Genomic DNA, 19,467 nt, shown 5'->3' with positions numbered 1-19,467 from the left:
CTTGATTCCTGCTCATTCGGGGGTGCCGTTGCCGAGGGCGCGCAGGCGCTCGGCGGCCTCGCGCAACTGGGCGCGGAAACCGGGGGCGGTACGGGTGTCGGACGGCGGTGGCAGCTGTGCGTCGCCTTGGGTGAGGTTCTCCGCGCTGGAGGCGAATACCGACGGGTCGGCCAGCAGGCCATCTGCGCTGAGGTTGATCCGGCCATGACGGCCGAGGATCCACGCCAGGTCGAGGTCGCTCTCCACGCGGCTTTCGCGCACCGCGCGGGACACGAACTGGCCGGGTGTCTGGCCAAGACGGTTGCCGAGGGTGTCGCTCTGGATTTCCGGAACCCGACCCAGGGCCAGGTTGCTGCCGTCAGCCTCCCAGCTGGACAGCGTGAGGAGCCGGTCATTGCGCTCCACCACCGGGCCGACGAAGACCACCGGGTCCACGCCGGGTAGCGGCGGGCGGCGGAAGGGATCGAGGTCGTCACGATCGACGTGCGGGTCGATCAGGCCACTTTCCGGTGCGGGGATGAAGGGCGCGGCGATGTCCAGGTCGATGACCAGTTGCGCCAGGTCCGTCGCCCCGGCGCGGTCGCCAAGGGTGTAGGTGAAGACATCCTGCAGCACGCGGCCCAGGCCGGCGGCACGCAGCACTTCCGGGTTGGTGAGGTCGATGCTGTAGCTGTAGCTGCCGTCGGCATTGATCACCAGGGTGCCGAAGCGGCCCAGGATGGCCTGGCCGACCACGCCGGCAGTTCCGCTGCCGGTCTCGGCGCCGGTGCGGATCCCCACCACGTGCAACTGCTCGCCACCGTCCACGTCCGAGTCGTTGGGCAGCACGTTGCCGCTGGCCTGGGGCGCTGGGGTCTGGTCGCTGGCGACATTGCTGTCGTCGCGGGCGACGGGGTTGTCGTTGGCGCCCTGGATCAGCAGGTTCAGCCGCGCTTCCGATTGCGCGCCGGTCGTGTCGCGCATGAGGTAGGTGAAGGATTCGCGCAGGGTTTCGCCGGCGGTACGCAGTGCCTGCACCAACGGGTTGGCGTTATCCAGCACATAGGTGTAGCTGCCATCGGCGTTGAGGGTCAGCGTGCCGTAGCGGCCCACCAGGGCCACGCCGGCGCCGGCGCTGTTGCCCAGCTCGCTGGTGGCCGAGAGGACCTGCCGGGTTTCGCCGTTGGCGACGCTGTCGACGTCCTGGTCGTTGGTCAGGACATTGCCGGACGGATTGCTGCCGGGGATGTTGTTGCCCACACCACCGGCTTCCACCGCCGTGCTGCCGTCATCCTGAGCGATCGGCGTGTCGTTGCGCCCGTCGATGGTGATGCGCAGCTCGGCGGTGTCGGTGTCCAGGTGCGTGTCAGCCAGGGTGTAGGTGAAGGTGTCCACCAGGGTCTGGCCGCTGATACGCAACGCCTGCACCTCGGCCAGGCTGTTGTCGACCACGTAGGTCCAGCTGCCGTCGGCGTTCATCGTCAGGTCGCCGTAGCGGCCGCGCAGCACCGTGCCGACGGTCCCGCTGGTGCCGCTGCCGGTTTCCGAGCCAGTGCGAATGCCTGTCACCGACAGCGGTTGCCCTTCGAGGTCGGAGTCGTTGTTCAGCACGTTGCCGCTGGGGTTCAGGCCGGGGGTGTCGTTGTTCAGGCCGCCGGCCTCGACGGCCGTGGCTTCATCGTCGAAGCCATCCGGGGCGTCGTTGCGGCCGACGACGATGATCGACAGTTGCGCCAGGTCGGTGAGACCGCCGAGGTCGGTCACTTCATAGGTGAAGTGATCCACCAGGGTGTCCAGCAGGTCGAGGGCGAGCACGTCCGGGTTGGAGATGTCGATGGTGTAGTGGTAGCTGCCATCGGCATTGATCACCAGGGTGCCGTACTGGCCGACCAGTACGCTGCCGACCGTGCCAGCGGTGCCGCTGCCGTTTTCCGGCCCCGTGCGGATGCCGGTGACGGTGAGCTGGTCGCCCTGGTCGACATCGCTGTCGTTGGGCAGCACGTTGCCGCTGGGGTTGAGCACCAGGCCGTCGCCATTGTCGGTGATGCCGATGTTCAGGTCGTCCTGGGCGACCGGAGCGTCCCAGGCACCCTGGACGGTGATGGTGAACTGGGCAATGTCCTCTGCGCCGGCGGTGTCGCGCATGCGGTAGCTGAAGACTTCCTGCAGCGTATCGCCCGGCTTGAGGGCCTGGACCGCCGCCAGGTCATTGTTCACCACGTAGGTGTAGGTGCCGTTGGCGGCAATCGTCAGGGTGCCGTAGGTGCCCGCGATCACCTGGCTGCCGCTCACGGCGGTGAAGGTGCCGCCCGCGGCTTCGCTCCCGGTGCGGATGCCGTTGACCGTCTTGGTGTCGCCGGCGTCCACGTCGCGGTCGTTGTGCAGCAGGTTGCCGCTCGGGTTCAAGCCCGGCGTGGCGTTGCCGGTGCCGCCGGCTTCCACGGCCACGGTGCTGTCGTCCACGGCCAGCGGATTGTCGTTGCGCCCCTGGATGGTAATGGTCAGGGTGGCGGTGCTGGTGGCGCCGGCGAGGTCGCGGATGGTGTAGCTGAAGGACTCGCTCAGGGTATCGCCGGCAGTGAGCAGTGCCTGCACCAGCGGGTTGTCGTTGTCGACGACGTAGGTGTAGCTGCCGTTGGCGTTCAGCGTCAGGGTGCCGTAAAGCCCGATGAAGCCGCTGCCCACCAGGCCGTCGACGCTGCCCTTGCCCACGTCCACGACGGTGAGCGTCTCGCCGAACTGGTCGACATCGGTGTCGTTGTCCAGCACGTTGCCGGTGGCGTCGGTGCCCAGGATGTCGTTGTTCAGGCCGCCGGCTTCGATGGCCGTGGCGCTGTCGTCGTTGGCCACCGGGGTATCGTTGGCGCCCTCGATGGTGACGTTCAGCAGGGCGATGTCGGTGGCACCGGCGGTGTCGATGACGCTGTAGTTGAAGGTGTCGATCAGCGTATTGCCGGCGCGCAGGGCCTGCACTGCCGCCAGGTTGTTGTCCAGGCGATAGCTGTAGCTGCCGTCGGCGTTCAAGGTCAGCCAGCCATATTGGCCACGCAGCTCGCTGCCGAGGGTACCTGCCGAGCCGACGCCTTCCACGGCACCGGTCCGCACCGATTCCACCGCCTGGGTTTCACCGTAGTCGATGTCGTCGAGGGCGCCGCCGTCGACGTCGGTGTCGTTGCCCAGTACGTTGCCGCTCGGGTCCACACCGGCGCTGCCGTTGTTCACCCCGCCGGCCTCCACGGCCGTGGCGGTGTCGTTGGTTGCCACCGGGTTGTCGTTGCGGCCGAGGATGAGGATCACCAGCTGCGCTGACTGGGGCGCTTCCTGGCCATCGGAGATGGCGTAGGTGAAGCTCTCGATGAGGAAGTCCGAAAGCTGGCGCAGGGCTTCGACTTCCGGGTTGGTGTTGTCCAGCACGTAGGTGTAAGTGCCGTCGGCGTTCAGCGTCAGCGTGCCGTATTGGCCGTCGAAGGCCTGGCCGATCACGCCATTGGTGCCCAGGGTGTCGTTGCTGATCGAGATCACGCTCAGCGGGTCGCCGTCCGGGTCGACGTCGAACAGCAGGGCGTCGCCGGAGGGGTCGATGCCCGCCTGGCCGTTGGCCACGCCACCGCGTTCGACCGCGATGTTGAAGTGGTTCTGGGCGATGGGCGGGTCGTTGATGCCACGGACGGTGATCACCAGTTGTGCCTGATCCGTCAGGCCATTGGTGTCGACGATCTGGTAGGTGAAGGTCTCGGTCAGGGTCTGGCCGGCCTGCAACGCCTGCACCGTGGGGTTGGCGCTGTCCACGTCATAGGTGAAGGAACCATCGGCGCCGATGCGCAGCAGGCCGAAGTTGCCCAGCAGCAGGGTGGCGCCGGTGGTGCTGGTAGAACCGGCAGCCACCCCGATCAGCACGCCGCCTGCGGTTTCCAGGCCCAAGCGCACACCGTTGACCTTGAGCTGGGTGTTGGGTCGGTCGGCGGCGTCGACATCGTTGTCCACGCCATTGCCGCCGGGCTGGGTGACAGGGCCGGGGCGGCTGGGGAAACGGATGACGTTGCCGCTGGGGTTGCTCTCGCCAACGGCGTTGGGGCCGGACCCGGCCTGGGCCACGGCCTGGTCATCACTGGCCACGGGGTTGTCGTGGTTGCCGCGAATGGTGATGCGCAGTTCCGCCAGGTCGTTCAGGCCCGCCGCATCGGTGACCTGATAGGTGAAGATGTCGGACAGCGTGTCGTTGGGCCCCAGACGCTGTACGGCGGTGCTGTTCTCATTGATCACGTAGGTGTAGTTGCCATCGGAACCGATGGTGAGGGTGCCGTAGGTGCCGCCGAGGCTGACGCTGCCACCATTGGGCACGATGAACATCAGGCCGGGTGCGAGTTCGCGCAGGTTGCGAATACCACTGACACGCTTGGTTTCGCCGTAGTCGATCGGGTCCGCCGGGTTTTCGCCGCCGTCCACGTCCCGGTCGTTGGTCAATACGTTGCCGGTGGCATTGGAACCTGCAACCGGGAAACCGACGGGTGGGTTATCGCCGGGGTTGCCGATATCGGTGTTGTTGACGCCGCCTTTCTCAATGGCCGTGCCCGTGTCATCGATGCCTACCGGGGTGTCGTTGGCGCCCTGGATGACCACTGAGAAGACGGCCGAGGATTGCAGCGGCGGCCCGCCGATGCCGATGTCCGAGATCACGTAGGTGAAGTTCTCGGTCAACTGCTGAGAGGCCAGGCGCAGCGCCTGCACCTCGGGATTGGCGTTGTCGACGATGTACTGGTAGGCGCCGTTGGCCTGGATCACCAGCTTGCCGTAGCGCCCGAGCACTTCCACCGAGCCAAGCGCTGGAACCGAGACCACGACGCCGAGCGGAGAGGTGACCGATCTGACGCTGATCTGGTCGCCGTTGGTGGCGATATCGACATCGGTATCGTTGTCCAGCAGATTCCCGCGCGGGTTGATGCCCGCAATGATGTTGGCGGTGCCGCCGGCTTCCAGCGCCGTGGCGTTATCGTTCACCGCGTGCGGCGCGTCGTTCACCGGGTCGAGCCGGATCACCAGGAAGTCGCTGTCGGTGCGTGCGTCGGCCAGTTCGCCAGGAATGCCGTTGCCATTGAAGTCGCCGTAGTTCCCCAGGTCGTTGGTCACCACTTCGAGGAAGTCGACGCCGTTGAAATCCCGGTTGCCGAGGTAGCGAAGGCCGGCGAGGGCGGCATTGATGTCGGCGATCCGTCCCACCAGCAACAGGTTCGCGGTGCCGGCGCCGGTGACTGTCACCCCGGTGGTTGCGCCGGTAAGCGACAGGGTTCCGCGCAGCACTTCGAGGCTGACCTGGATGGCGCGGCCGTTGACGTTGGGATCGCGCTCGGCGTCGACGTCGCTGACCCTGATCCCCGGAATGGCCAGCGGCGTGTCCTCCAGGCCCGGCTGGAAGCCCGGCAGGCTGTTGACCGGCGCATCGTTGATTTCCACGTAGCCGGAGTTGGCCTGCTGCGCGGCGCCTTCGCCGAGGGTCACCCGGACCTGGCCGAGGGTGCCGCCATCGGTGTCGATGCGTACGCGCAGCTCACCGAACTGGGCGATGCTGTTGACCGTAGTGGGCGCATCGATGCGGTACAGCCCCGAGGGCAGCACGCCGAAGCTGAAGCGGCCATTGGCATTGGTGGTCGTGGTGAAAGTCTTGTCGTCGCCATTGCCGAGCACGCCGTCCTTGCCGGCCCAGATCAGGTTGATGGTCTGGTTGGCGATGGCCAGCTCGTAGGCCGGTGTGCCGGGAACCGGGTCGGGGTCGGGCGTCCGGTCATTGGGGGCGGTGGCGGCCGTGCCCGTGTCGTTCCACAGGGTGCCGCTGATGATGCCGAGGCCGGCGCCTTCGCGAAGTACGTAGTTGTTCAGTGTCGTACCGTCCGGGCCGGGGCCGTCCGCGCCGGTACGTTCACCTGCCGCGGTGCCGTCTGTGCCGACCGCCGTGCCACCCCAACTGGTGAAGGTTTCCGGCAGGCTGCTCCAGCGCAGGGTGGCATCGGTGCTGGCGATGGTCGCGCTGTTCGGCACCTGCACGCTGTAGACCACGCTGACGCTGGTGCCGGAGTTGATTTGCGCAATGTCCACGGTCACGCCGCCCGTGGTGCTGAAGCTGACGCCGGCCGGCAGGTTGCCCGGATTGTAGGTGGTGCCGCCGATGGTGATGCTCAGCAGGCTGTAGTTGCTGCCGGTGGGGAAGCCATCGGTCAGGTGTACGTCATAGGCCGGCAGGCTGCCGTTAGAGGTGAACCCGATCGTAACGGTAGCGGTCCCGAGGGTGCCGCCGGGATTGGCGTTGAAGTCGGTGACCGTCTTGTCCAGGTTGGTAAAGCCGGGTTCGACGATGCGCTCGAACAGGGTATCGCTGGTGGTGCGGACAATGCCGTTGACGCGGTCATGCACCGTGACGCCAAGCTGCTTGGTGTTCTGGTTGCCGAGGCTGTTGTCCACCCGGGCGTTGAACTCGAAGACCACGCCTTCGAGGTCGTCGTCGTTGCCGTCGTTTCCGTTGCCGAAGGGACCGTTGGTGAGGTTGCCGAGGTTCAGGGTCACCACCTGCCTGCCGTTGGCGTCGGTGTCGAGCACCACGTAGATCGGGTTGATCACGCCGGTCGGGGCCGCGCCGGACAGGTCGGGCGTAATCAGCTGGGCTTCCGGGCTGTTTTCGTTGCCGATGATCTGCAAGGTGCCGCCGATGATCAGGTCGCCCAGGCTGGTGACCAGGCCGCCATCGGAAATGAAGCCGATGCGCATGGTACTGATGTCATCCACCGTTAGGCCGTCGTCCAGGGTGACGATCAACTGGTAATTGGGGTTGCTGCCTTCGGGCACCAGTACGGCGGCACGGTAGCGGATGATCTCGCCGATGCTCACGGTCTCCACGGCCGCATCGGTCGGGTTGGGCGCGGCGGTATCGGAGAGGCCGCCGACCCGCGAGAAGCGGATGGCCTGGGCCACCGGGATGATCAGGGCGCTGCTGCGCTGGTAATCGTTCAGTACGCCGCTATTGAGCAGGCCGTCCAGGCCGGTGCGTTCGCCGGCAGGGTCGGCTGCGCCGTTGATGTTGCTGCCGTTGAGGCTGCTCCAGCGGACGTTGGCGAGGTTGTCGAACTCGGCCACGGAGGCGCCGGTGGCGTTCACCACGCCGGTCACGCGGATGACGAGGGTACCGCCCTTGGCGATGTCGACATTGCCGGTGTTGATCAACGTGCGACCGGTCGGGTCGAGCCTGAAGCGGGCGCTGATATCGGTACTGACCCCGCCCACGGTATAGATCGCGCTGACCACAGTGAGCTGGTCCATTTCGGTGGGCAGCTGGCTGGAGAAGGCGATGTCGAAGGCGTCGTAGTCGCTGCCGGCGTTGCCGTTGGTAATGGTGACGCTGAAGTCGACTCGGTCGCCCTCGTCGAAGCCCAGGCCAGGGTTGGTGATCAGCTGCTGGGTGAGCTGCAGGGTCGGTTCCTGAATGGTGATCGAGGGCTTGGTGCCAGTCAGGTTCACATCACGATTCAGCGGCGTGGTGCCGTTCGGCGTGTTGCCATCGGGGTCGCTGTAGCTCAACCGGGCATCGTTCTGCCGCACGCCGCCGGCCTGGTTGCCGATGACGTTGCTGGCCACCAGGCGCACGCGGATGACGAAGCTGTTGTTGCCGGTGTTGTTGTCGCCCGCCGCACCGGCAGCGGTGAAGGTAAAGCGTGCATCGGTGCCATCGGTCCCCAGGGTTCCCGTTGGGGCGGTAATGCTGCCGACGGTGACGGTGCCGGCGAAGTTGGCGGTCAGTGCGCCGCCGGCCGTGGTGATCAGCTGGTAGCCCTGGTTGGCGTTGAAGCCGGTGTCCAGACGCAGGCCGGGCGGGATGAGGTCGTCGATGCGCAGGTTCTGGGTGGTGCCTTCGGGCAGCGTGACGATGATGTCGTAGAGCATGCTCTCGCCGACCACCAGGTTCGCACCGGTGGTGTGGGTGGCGCTGGAGTCGCTGTTATCCAGGCTGCCACCGGCGAAATTCTTGCTGATTACCGGCGCGCTGACCTGCTGGCTGGCGATGTCGGAGAGCGGCGCCGGGACGAAGTTCTGCCCACCTTCGGCGCTGGCGTAGTGGGTGAGCTGAGCGGTGGTCTGCAGGGTGGCACTGGCGCCGATGTTCGCCGCCACTTGCGCGTCATAGGTGATCACCACGACGTTGGCGCCGCTGTTGTCGGCGGCGGTGCCGGGGCGGCCGGCCAGCAAGGCGCCGACACCGGGAGCATCGATGAAGGTGATGGTGTTGGTGGCGTTGTTCACCGTGAAGTGGGTGCCGGCCACCAGTTGCGTGCCGTCGCCGCGATAGATCAGCAGGTTGGCGGCGGAGAGGCTGCCGCCGACGAAGGACAGACCCGGGGGCAGGGTAATGCGTGTGCTGACGTCGTAGGCGTTGCCGCCGCCGTGGTTCTCGATGGCCGTGGCCAGACGCAGGCGGTCACTGGCATCGATGCCGGTGACGTTGCCGTTGACCGCGAGAATGTCGGTGATGCTGCCGCTGAAGGGCCTTCCGGCGGTGCCGGGTGCGTTCCAGGTACCGGTGGTGCCGGTCACCGTGCCGTGGCTGGCGGACACTACACCGTGGCTCATGTTGAGCACCGGTTCGGCCACCGAGGCGATCAGCGTTACGTCGTCGGTGGTGAGCAGGACGCTTTTGTCCAGGGTGCGGGTCTGGCTCGACTCACCCAGCACGTTGAAGGCGCGCTGGTCGGCGAAGGGTTGGTCGCTGACGGTCAGGGTGAAGTCGATGGCGATGCGGCTGCCAGTGAGGCCCGGGTTCACATAATCGGCGAAGGTGAATACCAGCGAGTTGCCCGGGCCGATGGTGACCGAAGTGGGGCTGTTCGGGTTGGTGTTGCCGGTTGCCAGGCGCCAGATGGTGTTGGGGTCGATGCCGGTCAGGTCGAACAACGGCAGCGGCAGGTAGGCGGTGAGTTTGAAGTTCTCGTAGTCGCCGGTGACCAGGTCATAGCTGAGGCGGAAAGTGACCGAGTCGCCGGGCCGCAACTCGGTACCAGGCGCCGGGGCGCCACCGCCATTGAGGTCGGCCAGGTCGATATTCACCTGGCTGGTGGGAATGGTGCTGAGGGTGCTGGAGCCGTCGCTCTCGTCGAAGCCGCTGAGGTTGTTCGGGTCGAACAGCACCGTGGCGGTGACCGTGGCGTTGTTGCCGAAGGAGTCGCCCTCGTTGATCTCGCTGTGTGGGGCGCCTGCGGGGGGCGTATAGCTCTGGGCGACGCGCGCCTGGTAGGCGATCACCGCCAGGGTGGCGCCCTGCAGGAGGTTATCGAAGGCCAGGTCGCCGTTGAGCCACTGGCGGATGCCGAAAGCATTGGCCAGGGAGGCGCCGATATTGAAGACGATGGACGTGCTGCCATCGGCGTTGACGATGCTTTGAGACAGCAGGGCGACCGTCTGGGTAACGCCGTTCTGGCTGATGGTCAGGGTGGCGGTGCCGGGGATCAGGTTCTGGCCGTCGCCGAGGCGGTCGACAACCGCAAAGTTGCCGACACCCAGGAAGGTCCTGCCGAAGGCGAAATAGTCGGAGAGGGCGAGGTTCAGGTTGTAGTTCAGGATGTCGCCCGGGCTGAGGCCGGTGGTGCCGACATCGGTGCGCACGCTGACCTGCTTCTCCAGGGTGATGGACTTGGCGACGAAGCTGACGTCGTCTCCGGTTCCGTCGAAGACAATCGGGCCATTGGTGGCGTCGCGTGGGTCCAGGGGCTGCCAGCTACCGGCAGCGGTGGGAGCGCCGAAGGTGATGGTGACGTCGTCACCCGTGGCGGCATTGAGTACCGGGAGGCCATTGGCATCGGCTTCCGGAACGAAGAAATTCACGCTGGTGGTCGTGGCACCGGTCAGCGTCGGATAGCGGACGGTGAATTCGCTGATGTACAGGTCGTTGCTGAGGTCGCCGTCGCTGTTCTGCGCCAGGATGCGCTGGATGAACGTTGGATCGGTGACGGTGCTGCCGTTATGGAAGGTGATCGAGGTGATAGTGCCGCCGGCACCGGGCGTGATGCCGGTCACTATGACGTTGTCCGGAACCGGCTGGGCCAGCACCACGTCGGTCAGGGTCTGGGAGTCGGCCGGGGTGATGATGACGTCCAGTTCGCGGCCATAGTTCGGGCCGGTCGCGGTTTCGCCTTCGGGCGTGGTGATGACCTGGTCGAAGGTGAGCACCGTCGGGTGCACCACATAGCTGTCGGCGTTGGCCGAGGGCTCGAGGATGCTGGGGTCGGTGGCCGGGTTGTTCAGCGAGTCGTTGCCGTACTGGAAGCCGCTACGGGCACGGATGGTGAGGTCCGGCGTCGTCCCGGAGAAGGAAAAATCCGTATCCGCCAGGTCACTCAGCGAAGCCGTCACCTGCACGGTGATGGGCGGCTGGCCCTGGGTGACGCTGGCGAACGGAAGTTCGACCACCACCATCTGGTCGCCGGCGCGCATGCCGAAGTCGGCCGCATTGATGACCAGCGGTTTGCCGTCGGTGCCCACCGCCAGCGGGTGGCTGGCCCGGCCGTTGGCGTCGAAGGTCAGGACATGGGTCGTGAGGTTCTGCCCGAGGTAGGTGGCGGAGACGAAGGTGACGCCGTCGTCTATCTCTGCGCCTGCGCCATCCTTGCCGGTGGCGGGGAAGAACAGGTCGATGAAGGGCGCGTAGCCGGTGTCGGTGCTGATGTTGGTGAAGGTGACGTCGAAGGTGAAGGTGTCGCCCAGCAGCACATCCGCGCCGCCGGTGAGGGTGGTGCTGGGGCCGGCGGCCAGCAGGCGGTCGTAGGCAGCCGTGGCGGTGGCGGCGAGGGCAATGGGCTTGTCGATGTCGCCGCTGGTGACTTCCAGGTCCCAGTCGCCGCCTGCGCGGGTGCTGCCGGTGTTGTCGCTGGAGGCCGCGACATCGGCGCCGGTCCAGCGCGCCAGTTCGTTGACCAGGGTACGCCCGGCGCTGCCTTCACCCACCTTGCAACCGTAGAGCTGGATGTCGGCCCCTTCGCTGAGGGACTGGCTCCACTGGCTGAGGGGCTGGGCGAACTGCTCGATGTTGTCTGCAGTGAGGGTTGTCTTGCCGAGGGTGAACTCGCCGGACGCGCCGTGGGACAAGATCTGGATGGAGTCGACCTGGCCGAGTTTCGCGAGAGCGGCGGAGATGGCCGCCAGACCGTCCTGATTGGCCTCCACTACCAGCACGTCGACATTGCCGGGGAGCTGCGCGGTCAGTTGCTCGCGGCCTTCGATGCGGCTGTCCAGCACCAGCAGGTGCCGGCTGGCGGACTGCTGCTGGCCCGATTCGCTGCGGGCATCGTTGGGGGTGGCGTGGTCAGTGGTGGCCTTGCCGGCGTCACCGCTGTCCTGGTGCTGCTGGTCGACCGCTGCCGCGGCGGCACCGTCGAACAGAATGCGCGGTTCCAGGGCCATGGCGCGGCGCTGGGGTTTGAATACGGGCGGCACGCGCGCGCCGGACTTGGTATCGATATCCATATGTTCACCAAGGGACCTGCCGCGCTCGGCAGGTCATAGCAGTTGAAATTTCGGTGCTACCGACGTCCTGCCCGGAAGTGCCGGACAAGGTCTTTGTTCAATCTGCGGTGAACCCGAGCCACGTTCTTCCCGGCCCCGAAAGAGCCGCAGGGCTGCAGTCAGGGGAGGGCGCTTGTGTGTGTGTCGGGTTCGTCCAGAAGATCCGGTGTTGCTGACAGAACTCCATTCTCTGTCAGAAATTTCTGACCCTGAGCCTATCCACGAGATAGCCGAAAATCCAGCCCACTTGTCGCTCCTTTGACCGGAAAGTACGCCTGTTGCGGGGCTTCTGAGAGATTTCTGTGACGAGCTGGGAATTTCCTGGGTGCGTTTCTGGCGTCAGAAAAATCCTACTGAGCTCAGGTCTGCAAACGTCGGCATCAGGAGTTGTTGAAGACCTGCACGTCATCATCTTCCGTCGGCAGGCATCCGCCCGGTTTCCCGCATCGAACTGGTCTAGGCTGCATCTGGCCGGGAGCCTGCTGCATGCACAGCGCGGGCCCGGTAGACACCGAAGCGATTGGCTGGAGCACGATGCATGGGTAAACGGATCTACTGGTGGGGCGCCACGATTCTCTGGGTTCTTTCGATGGCGCTCGGCGTCGTTGCACAGGCAGCAGAGGAGGAGGCCGCTACGGTAGCCGCGGCCCCCGTCGAACTGAAGATCGCCAATCGCAGCATCTTCGTCTTTCGCGGCACCATCCTCGGCGAGTCGCCCGAGGCCCGCGCCAGCCGTGCCCGCGCGGTGATTGGCGAAATGCTCGACGGCACCGAGGAGCCCAAGGTCGGGCTGGATACCATCCAGGACAGCTACCTGGTGCTGCTGGGCGACCGCCGTGCCTTCATTGTCTCGCCAAAGGACGTCGACGCGACCGCGGGCGATGTGCGCGAATCCGCCGAAGACGCGGCGCAGCGATTGCGGCAAGTGGTGGCGGAGTCCGCCGAGGCTCGCAGCCTGCGCTTCCTGCTCACCGCCGGTGGCTACTCGGCGCTGGCCACCTTGCTCTATCTGGGGCTGCTGCGGCTGCTGACGCGGGTCCACCAGAAAGCCCTGGCCTGGCTGCCCAAGCGCATGCGCAAGCACACCAGCGCGCTGAAGATCGGCCAGACGCAACTGGTGGACTCCAGCAACCTGTTCCCGGTGGTGCGGCGGCTGCTGGCCTTGCTGTATTGGTCCGTGGTGTTGCTGCTCACCTATGAATGGCTGAGCTTCGTGCTGCAGCGTTTCCCCTATACCCGGCCCTGGGGCGAGAGCCTCAACGAGTACCTGATCGAGCTGGTGCGCTACCTGCTCGATGCGGTGGTCAGCGCCATCCCTGGCCTCATCATTGCGCTGCTGATCTTCTTCATCGCGCGGGGTGTCAGCGCCTTCGGCAAGCGGTTGCTGGAGCGGCTTTCCCGGCCTGGCACCATCAAGTGGCTCAACGATGAAACACTGCAGCCCACCACCCGGCTGACGTCCCTGGCCATCTGGCTGTTCGCCCTGGCCATGGCCTACCCGTACCTGCCCGGTGCCGGCACCGAGGCTTTCAAGGGCCTGTCGGTGCTGATCGGCCTGATGATTTCCCTGGGAGCGTCCAGCGTGGTGGGGCAGGCCGCCGCCGGGCTGATCCTCACCTACACCCGCACCCTGCGGCCGGGCGAGTACGTGCGCATCGGCGACAACGAAGGCACAGTCACTGAGCTCGGCATGTTCACCACCAGCATCCGCACCGGCCTGGGTGAGGTGCTGACTATTCCCAATTCCATGATTACGGGCTCTGTGACGCGCAACTATTCCCGCGTGGTGCAGGGCGCGGGCTACGTGGTGGATACCACCGTGACCATCGGCTACGACACACCCTGGCGCCAGGTGGAGGCCATGCTGCTGGAAGCTGCCCAGCGTACGCCCGGCATCCTGCAATTGCCCCGGCCCCAGGTGTTCCAGACCGCGCTGTCGGACTTCTACCCCGAGTACCGCCTGGTGGCCCAGGCCGTGCCCAGCGAACCGAGACCGCGTGCCGAACTGCTGACCATGCTGCACGCCAATATCCAGGACGTGTTCAACGAGTACGGCGTGCAGATCATGTCGCCGCACTACCTGGGCGACCCGGCCCACGAGAAGCTGGTGCCCAGGGAGAACTGGTACGCGGCGCCGGCCAAGTCGCTGGATCAGGGGGAGGGTGATCAGTGATCGACTTCCTGCTGGGTGCCCTGCGCTCGAACCCGGAAATTGCCGTGTTCCTGGCCATCGCCCTCGGGGTGCTGCTGGGCATGCTCTCGACCCATATCGGGATGATCCCCATCGAGCTGGGAATTGGCGGTGGGGTGCTGGTGGTGGCGCTGTACTTCGGCCGTTATGTGCTGCGGCTGCACCCGATGATCCTGTTCGGCGCGCTGGCCGGCGCACAGACCGAAGCAGCCTCGATGAACAAGATCATCGAGCTGTCCGGCAGCAACACCCCGGTGGTTGGCTTCACCGTCTGCTACGCCATTTCCAACGTGCTGCTGGCGGTGTGCGGGCCGATCATCGTGTTCGCGTCCAGCTAGGTGGCCCGTCTCGCCCGGTGACGGAAATCGATCCCTGCTCGGACCTGTTGGGCCTCGTTCCTCGGACCAACCTACGGCAGGACTGCGTCCTGCCTGGCGAATGAATTCGCCCCTACAGAGCTCCTCTCCCTCGCGGAAGGTGATTCAAAGGGGGTTACCAGCGGGGCTCAAGATCGATTTGCGCATGAACACCCGAGCGAAACCGTCCTCCACCGCCCGGTGGGTTTCCAAATAACCGAGCTTTTTGTAGATCTCGATGTTCTCGGTCATCCGCTCATGGGTGTAGAGGCGAACAGCAGCGCATCCGGCCTGCCGCGCGAGTTCCTCACAGAACGCCATCAGCCATTTCCCGATGCCCTGGCCTTTGAAACGAGGCAGTACGGCAACGTTGGCCAGCAGCATTTCGTCCCCTTCCTTGCACATCACCAACACGCCAGCCACTACCGAATCCAAGGAAGCGACATAAACGTCGGCGTCCGCGATGAGTTGTCGATAGTCATCAAGCATCGGGCCGGGCTTTTTTCCGATCCTGGCGATGTACGGGGAGTAGGCCTCGCTGACCAACGCAGTGATGGCGTCGGCGTCCGCCACAGTTGCCCGCCGGATGGGTGTCACGGGTTGCAATGCTGGTCTCCTGATGGAATGAGGGGCCTGTCCAGCCAGTGTAAGGGGCTCAAATGGTTTCATGGCGCCGCGCTGCGCTGGATATTGGCCAGTGCGGCATTTCGGCTTTCTCCCCCGAAACTGGGGGGTATTTCCGGGCTGGAATCAGGTCTCCGCACCCAGCGTCCGATGGGCAGTTGTAGAATCATCCCGAGGGTTGGCTCAGTACGTCGCAACCCTGCTCAGTTCAGGGTTTCCAGCTATAAGCCGGTGTCGATCTTCGACAGTTCGTGCCTGTGATTTCGACACTCTCGTCGCTCTCGTAGGGCTAGCCAACAATCGAAACCATAGTTTCGATAACCGCCTGAAGCACACTGCTAAATATCAGAATAGAAACCATAGTTTCGTTTTACACAGAAAAGAAGTGTTGCTCTCCAGAAGTGAAACCATAGTTTCGATTTGGCTTGACTGCGCCTTACTCCCTCCTACAATCGAAACCATAGCTTCGAAACGGATAACCCAAATGGATCAGCACTCGTACGCCCCTGTTCGCACACCGGAAGATCTTGGAAAGGTCGTTCGCGAGGCACGGAAAAAGCAGCACATTCGCCAGGAGGACATGGCAATGCTGATTGGTAAAAGCCACGTGCACCTGCGCGATATCGAAAAGGGCAAGCCAACAGTCTCCCTCGGGAGTGTGCTGCAACTGCTGGATGAGCTGGGCATTCGGGTCTATCTGGACGTGCCGAAGCCATGAGGCAGTTGGAAGTCACCATAAACAACGAGCATGTCGGCAGCCTGATTGACCAGAACGGTGTATGGGTGCTCGAGTATTCATCTGACTGGCTGAATAACCCCCGATCCTTCGATCTTTCACCCACTCTTCCCCGCTCTGCAGGGCGAGTCGTGGATGGCTCTACGGAACGTCCTGTTCAATGGTTCTTCGACAACTTGCTGCCGGAAGAGCAGGCCCGTCAGTTGCTGGCCAGTGACGCGAAAATCGAGTTTGCAGATGCCTTTGGACTCCTGGGTTACTACGGTGCTGAATCGGCGGGAGCCATCACGCTTCTGCCAGGATTTGAACCAATACCCGATGGCGGGCTCCAGCCGCTCCCTGACGACGTGCTCAGCCAGCGAATCAGGAACCTCCCCCGGGTATCGCTGACCACCGGAGCACCCAAGCGAATGTCGCTGGCAGGCGCCCAACACAAGTTGCCTGTCGTGGTCCTGGACGGCGTGTTGTACGAGCCAATCGGCAGCCGGCCATCAACTCACATCCTCAAGCCGAACCACCCGGAAACAGCCCAGTACGACAACAGCGTGGCCAATGAATGGTTCGTTATGTCTGTCGCCCGAATGGCCAGGCTGAATGCTGCCCCCGTAGATCTTCACCGCGTCCCGGAGCCGGTTTATCTGATTGAGCGTTTTGACAGGCAAGTAGTCGACGGCCAACTGAAACGCCTGCATGTCCTGGACGGTTGCCAGTTGCTGGGGCTGGATCGCCAGTTCAAATACCAACAGGCCTCGATGACGACGCTTCAACACATCGTCAGTCTCTGTCGCCGGAAAGCCGAAGCACGAATCCAGCTATTCAATTGGCTGGTTTTCAACATCCTGGTCGGCAACAACGACGCCCACCTGAAGAACCTCTCTTTTTACGTCACATCGGACGGCGTTGACCTTACGCCTCACTACGACCTGCTCTGCACAGCGATATATACCGCAAGCAAGGAATCGGCCCCCTGGCTGGATGCTGAGCTGGTATGGAAGGTGGAAGGCATGCGAACCCACGCCGAAGTGACCAGGGAGCACGTGCTCTTCATGGGCAGCCACCTCGGACTACCGAACAGGATTGCCGCCAAGCTGATGGATGAGCTTGTGAAAGCGACCCTGGAAGCTGCCGATCATCTCCTGCAGAGCCTGCCAGAGCACTTCCTTGCCGGAGAGAGATACCTGCTGCGCCGAATTGTTCATGGCGTCATGCGAGACATGGCTGCAAAGCTGCGTACGCCCTGACTCACGGGGAACGCCAAGGCATGAAGACCAAGCCCGTTATCCCCCGGGCTCTGGCCTACCTGAGTGAAGCGACTGAGCAAACCGCACTGGTTTTTCGACACTCTGATGCGAATCCAAAAAAGCAAAAACCCCTTAAACTCTAGGAATTTCAGTGGTTTAGGCTATTGAATATGGCGGGAAGGTAGGGATTTGAGCCCTTGGAACTGCTGGAAGATTTGTTCGAGCAAGCGGCACTGGATGTGCTGGCCAACGGCTTCGCGAGAGTCAGCATCCGGCTCCCCAACCCGACCCGCGAGCGCATCCAGCACGCCGGGGAGTTCCTCCTGGAGCGTGCGGCGGAAAGTTTTCCGGCGCTTGATCCTTATGTTTCATCCAATGCGGATGGAACCATCAACCTGGTGCTGGATCGCCGGCGGGCTTAGTCAGTCAGCCAACTCGAAGTCTGGCAACTTGAAGGTCTTTTCGTTCATCTCCTGCGTCGGCCCGTAAAAGCGGATCGCCGGCAGAAGCCGCTTGCCGGACGTTGGAATCCGGTTCGACTCCAGGCCTGTTGACTGACCCGGCCCGACGGTTGGCTATCCATTGGCACGATATGCAAAGTTCCTGACGTGAAATGACAATTTCTCCGGAATCGTCCTCTGCACACTTGGGCCACCTACAACAAGAAATCAATCAATCCGGCCGCCCCGGATGGAGGTCCATATGCGTGACCATCTCGCTTACCTGCTCACGCCCACCCTGCTGGGCATCCTGTTACTGATCGCATTGCTCGGCGAGCAACCGCCAACGCGCCCCAGCTACGCGAATGGTGTTCCGCTCGTCAGCCTCGGCCAGATTTTTCACTGATCCATCGCCCCTCCGACCGGGCAAGGTCTGGATCAGGCCGTAGGCCAGGTGTCTGCGGCAGCCCCGGCACTTCGATCATGCACGCCTTCATGTTGCAGGGTCGGAGTGCGTCCGATGGGAATGGCCGATCTGTTGGCGGGCGCCTCAATCTGGCGGTGATGCCGGCCGCCGCTCACGGCAACCTGGCCTACATGCTCGCCCTGTTTCTGGTGGAACGGGGCAGGGCGGAGGAAGCGCTGAACTGGATGGAAAAGGCTGCGGTCGAACTGCCCGGCAACTCGCGCATCCGCTACTACCAGGGGCTGCTGGCTGCACTGCGCAGCGGGCTGGAGCGGTCCCCGAATGATCCCGACCTGCTCTATTGGCTGATCTACCTGCATGCCGTGGACGGCGAGCGAAGCGCGGCGTTCGGTTACGTCAAACGCATGCGTGAAGCGGCGCCGGACGATCCGCGCCTGCAGGTGATCGAGCCGTATTGGCAGCAGCAACAGTGATGCAGGCGGAGGACTTTTCGCGCTGTGGTTTGAAAGTCGCAGGTTCGTCGCCTACATATTCAGGGAGTTCGCGTGTCGTCCAGTGGTGCAGTCGAACGAGTTGTCATGCGTCTATAACAAGCCTCTGCAAAGACCAAGGAACAAAGGAAATGACCAAAAAACTGATGGGTAAAGCGCTGATCTTCGGACTTCTCGGCACCGTTGGTGTGATGGCGCAAGCCGCCGAGGGCAAGGGCGGTGGCTGCGGCTGGGGCAACATGGTGTTCGACGGCCAGCGTGGCCTGGCCCCGCACCTGCTGGCCACCACCACTAACGGCACCTCGGGCAACGCCACCTTCGGCCTGACCTCCGGTACCAATGGCTGCGACTCCAGCGTGACCATCCGCTACGGCGGCCGCTCGCTGTTCGCCATGAACGGCATGCTCGACAACATCGCCGAAGACATGGCCCAGGGCCAGGGCGAGGCGCTGGATGCCTATGCCACGCTGCTGGGTATCGAACAGGGTGACCGTGCCCACTTCGCCCAGGTCACACAGGCCAATTTCTCCAACATCTTCGCCACCCCGGACGCGACCGGTGATCAGGTGCTCGCCAACACCCTGGATGTGATGAGCCGCGACCAGCAGCTGGCCCGTTACGTCAAACAGCCAAGCTGATACCACGTACAAGCAAAATGCCCTCTTCGGAGGGCATTTTTTTGGGTGGCGGAATAACTGTAGGAGCGAGCTCTGCTCGCGAAGAGCTCCGCTCCGTTGGGCCTCGTTCCTCGGACCAACCTACGGCAGGACGGTGTCCTGCTTGGCGAATGAATTCGCCCCTACAGGATGTGTGCAGGGATCAGCCAATGCACGGACAGCCCCCTCTCCCTTTGGGAGAGGGTTGGGGTGAGGGCGGGTGAGTGTTGCAGTGGAGCAGGGCAATGCTCAGGCGTGGGGTGGATGGCGCTTTTTTCATCCACCAATCCTCGGTAGCCAAGGCTCAACACCGCAACGTTGGGCCTCGATCCTCGGACCAACCTACGGCAGGACTGTGTCCTGTTTGGCGAATGAATTCGCCCCCACAGGAATACCCTGCGTGGGGAGTTGTTGTGGGGGCGATTTCAATCGCGATTGGCCGGCGAAGCCGGCCCGTAGGGTGGATGACGCTTTTTCATCCACCGACCCTCGGTAGCCAATGCTCAACACCGCAATGTTGGGCCTCGTTCCTCGGACCAACCTACGGCAGGACTGCGTCCTGCTTGGCGAATGAATTCGCCCCTACAGGAAAGCCGTCCAGTTTTTCCTAAGACTTTTCCTACAGCTTTCGTCCTGCGAAGAGTCGCGCTGCCGACAGCCAGCGTTCCTACGCGCCTTTAACCTTGAGCGCCTACAAACGCGATGGATAGAGTGCCCGCCGTCACGGTTAGTCGTGACCGGGTTTGACGACCCGATGAGATGCGTGATCGCGCCGCACGTGACTGTAGAGG

9 protein-coding genes and 1 pseudogene are annotated in these 19,467 nt (G+C 63.9%); 8 read left to right on the top strand and 2 right to left on the bottom strand.

All coding sequences use genetic code 11. The annotated features are described in order from the left end of the window. Positions 1-12: 12 nt before the first annotated feature. Complete coding sequence (locus E8E91_RS21645; protein ID WP_280378679.1) at positions 13-11,475, bottom strand: VCBS domain-containing protein; 11,463 nt, start codon at positions 11,473-11,475, stop codon at positions 13-15. A 628-nt stretch (positions 11,476-12,103) separates the two neighbouring features. On the opposite strand from E8E91_RS21645, the gene E8E91_RS21640 reads away from it, so the two are divergent. Together E8E91_RS21640 and E8E91_RS21635 are read left to right on the top strand one after the other, a co-directional pair. Next, positions 12,104-13,687 carry a mechanosensitive ion channel domain-containing protein gene (locus E8E91_RS21640; protein ID WP_280378733.1) on the top strand — a complete coding sequence of 528 codons (1,584 nt, stop codon included), beginning with the start codon at positions 12,104-12,106 and terminating at the stop codon, positions 13,685-13,687. A gap of 35 nt (positions 13,688-13,722) precedes the next feature. Then, positions 13,723-14,043, top strand: a pseudogene (locus E8E91_RS21635) (aspartate-alanine antiporter); the annotation flags it as partial. 144 nt (positions 14,044-14,187) lie between these two features. On the opposite strand, the gene E8E91_RS21630 reads toward E8E91_RS21635, so the two are convergent. Beyond that, complete coding sequence (locus E8E91_RS21630; protein ID WP_280378677.1) at positions 14,188-14,667, bottom strand: GNAT family N-acetyltransferase; 480 nt, start codon at positions 14,665-14,667, stop codon at positions 14,188-14,190. 502 nt (positions 14,668-15,169) lie between these two features. On the opposite strand from E8E91_RS21630, the gene E8E91_RS21625 reads away from it, so the two are divergent. The 6 genes from E8E91_RS21625 to E8E91_RS21600 all read left to right on the top strand — a co-directional run bounded on the left by E8E91_RS21625 (position 15,170) and on the right by E8E91_RS21600 (position 18,658). Continuing rightward, entirely contained in the window at positions 15,170-15,403 is a 234-nt protein-coding gene (locus E8E91_RS21625) for a helix-turn-helix domain-containing protein (protein ID WP_190834578.1), read from the top strand. Next, positions 15,400-16,662: a HipA domain-containing protein gene (locus E8E91_RS21620; RefSeq protein ID WP_280378675.1), complete on the top strand. Its 1,263-nt coding sequence runs from the start codon at positions 15,400-15,402 to the stop codon at positions 16,660-16,662. Before E8E91_RS21625 ends, E8E91_RS21620 begins: the two co-directional genes overlap by 4 nt. 197 nt (positions 16,663-16,859) lie before the next feature. Further along, complete coding sequence (locus E8E91_RS21615; protein ID WP_280378674.1) at positions 16,860-17,084, top strand: hypothetical protein; 225 nt, start codon at positions 16,860-16,862, stop codon at positions 17,082-17,084. Between the two features lie 280 nt (positions 17,085-17,364). Continuing rightward, positions 17,365-17,508: a hypothetical protein gene (locus E8E91_RS21610; RefSeq protein WP_280378672.1), complete on the top strand. Its 144-nt coding sequence runs from the start codon at positions 17,365-17,367 to the stop codon at positions 17,506-17,508. A 77-nt stretch (positions 17,509-17,585) separates the two neighbouring features. After that, positions 17,586-18,002 (top strand): hypothetical protein, encoded by a 417-nt coding sequence (locus E8E91_RS21605; protein ID WP_280378671.1) that lies wholly within the window; start codon positions 17,586-17,588, stop codon positions 18,000-18,002. A gap of 149 nt (positions 18,003-18,151) precedes the next feature. Next, the gene (locus E8E91_RS21600) at positions 18,152-18,658 is read left to right on the top strand and encodes a DUF3015 domain-containing protein (protein WP_280378669.1); all 507 of its coding nucleotides are present in this window, start codon (positions 18,152-18,154) and stop codon (positions 18,656-18,658) included. Positions 18,659-19,467: the final 809 nt, after the last annotated feature.

It is taken from the genome of Pseudomonas sp. BN515 (assembly GCF_029873155.1).
GTDB lineage: Bacteria > Pseudomonadota > Gammaproteobacteria > Pseudomonadales > Pseudomonadaceae > Metapseudomonas.
Note: the sequence above shows the minus strand (reverse complement) of the source record. Positions and strands in the feature narration are given on the sequence as shown.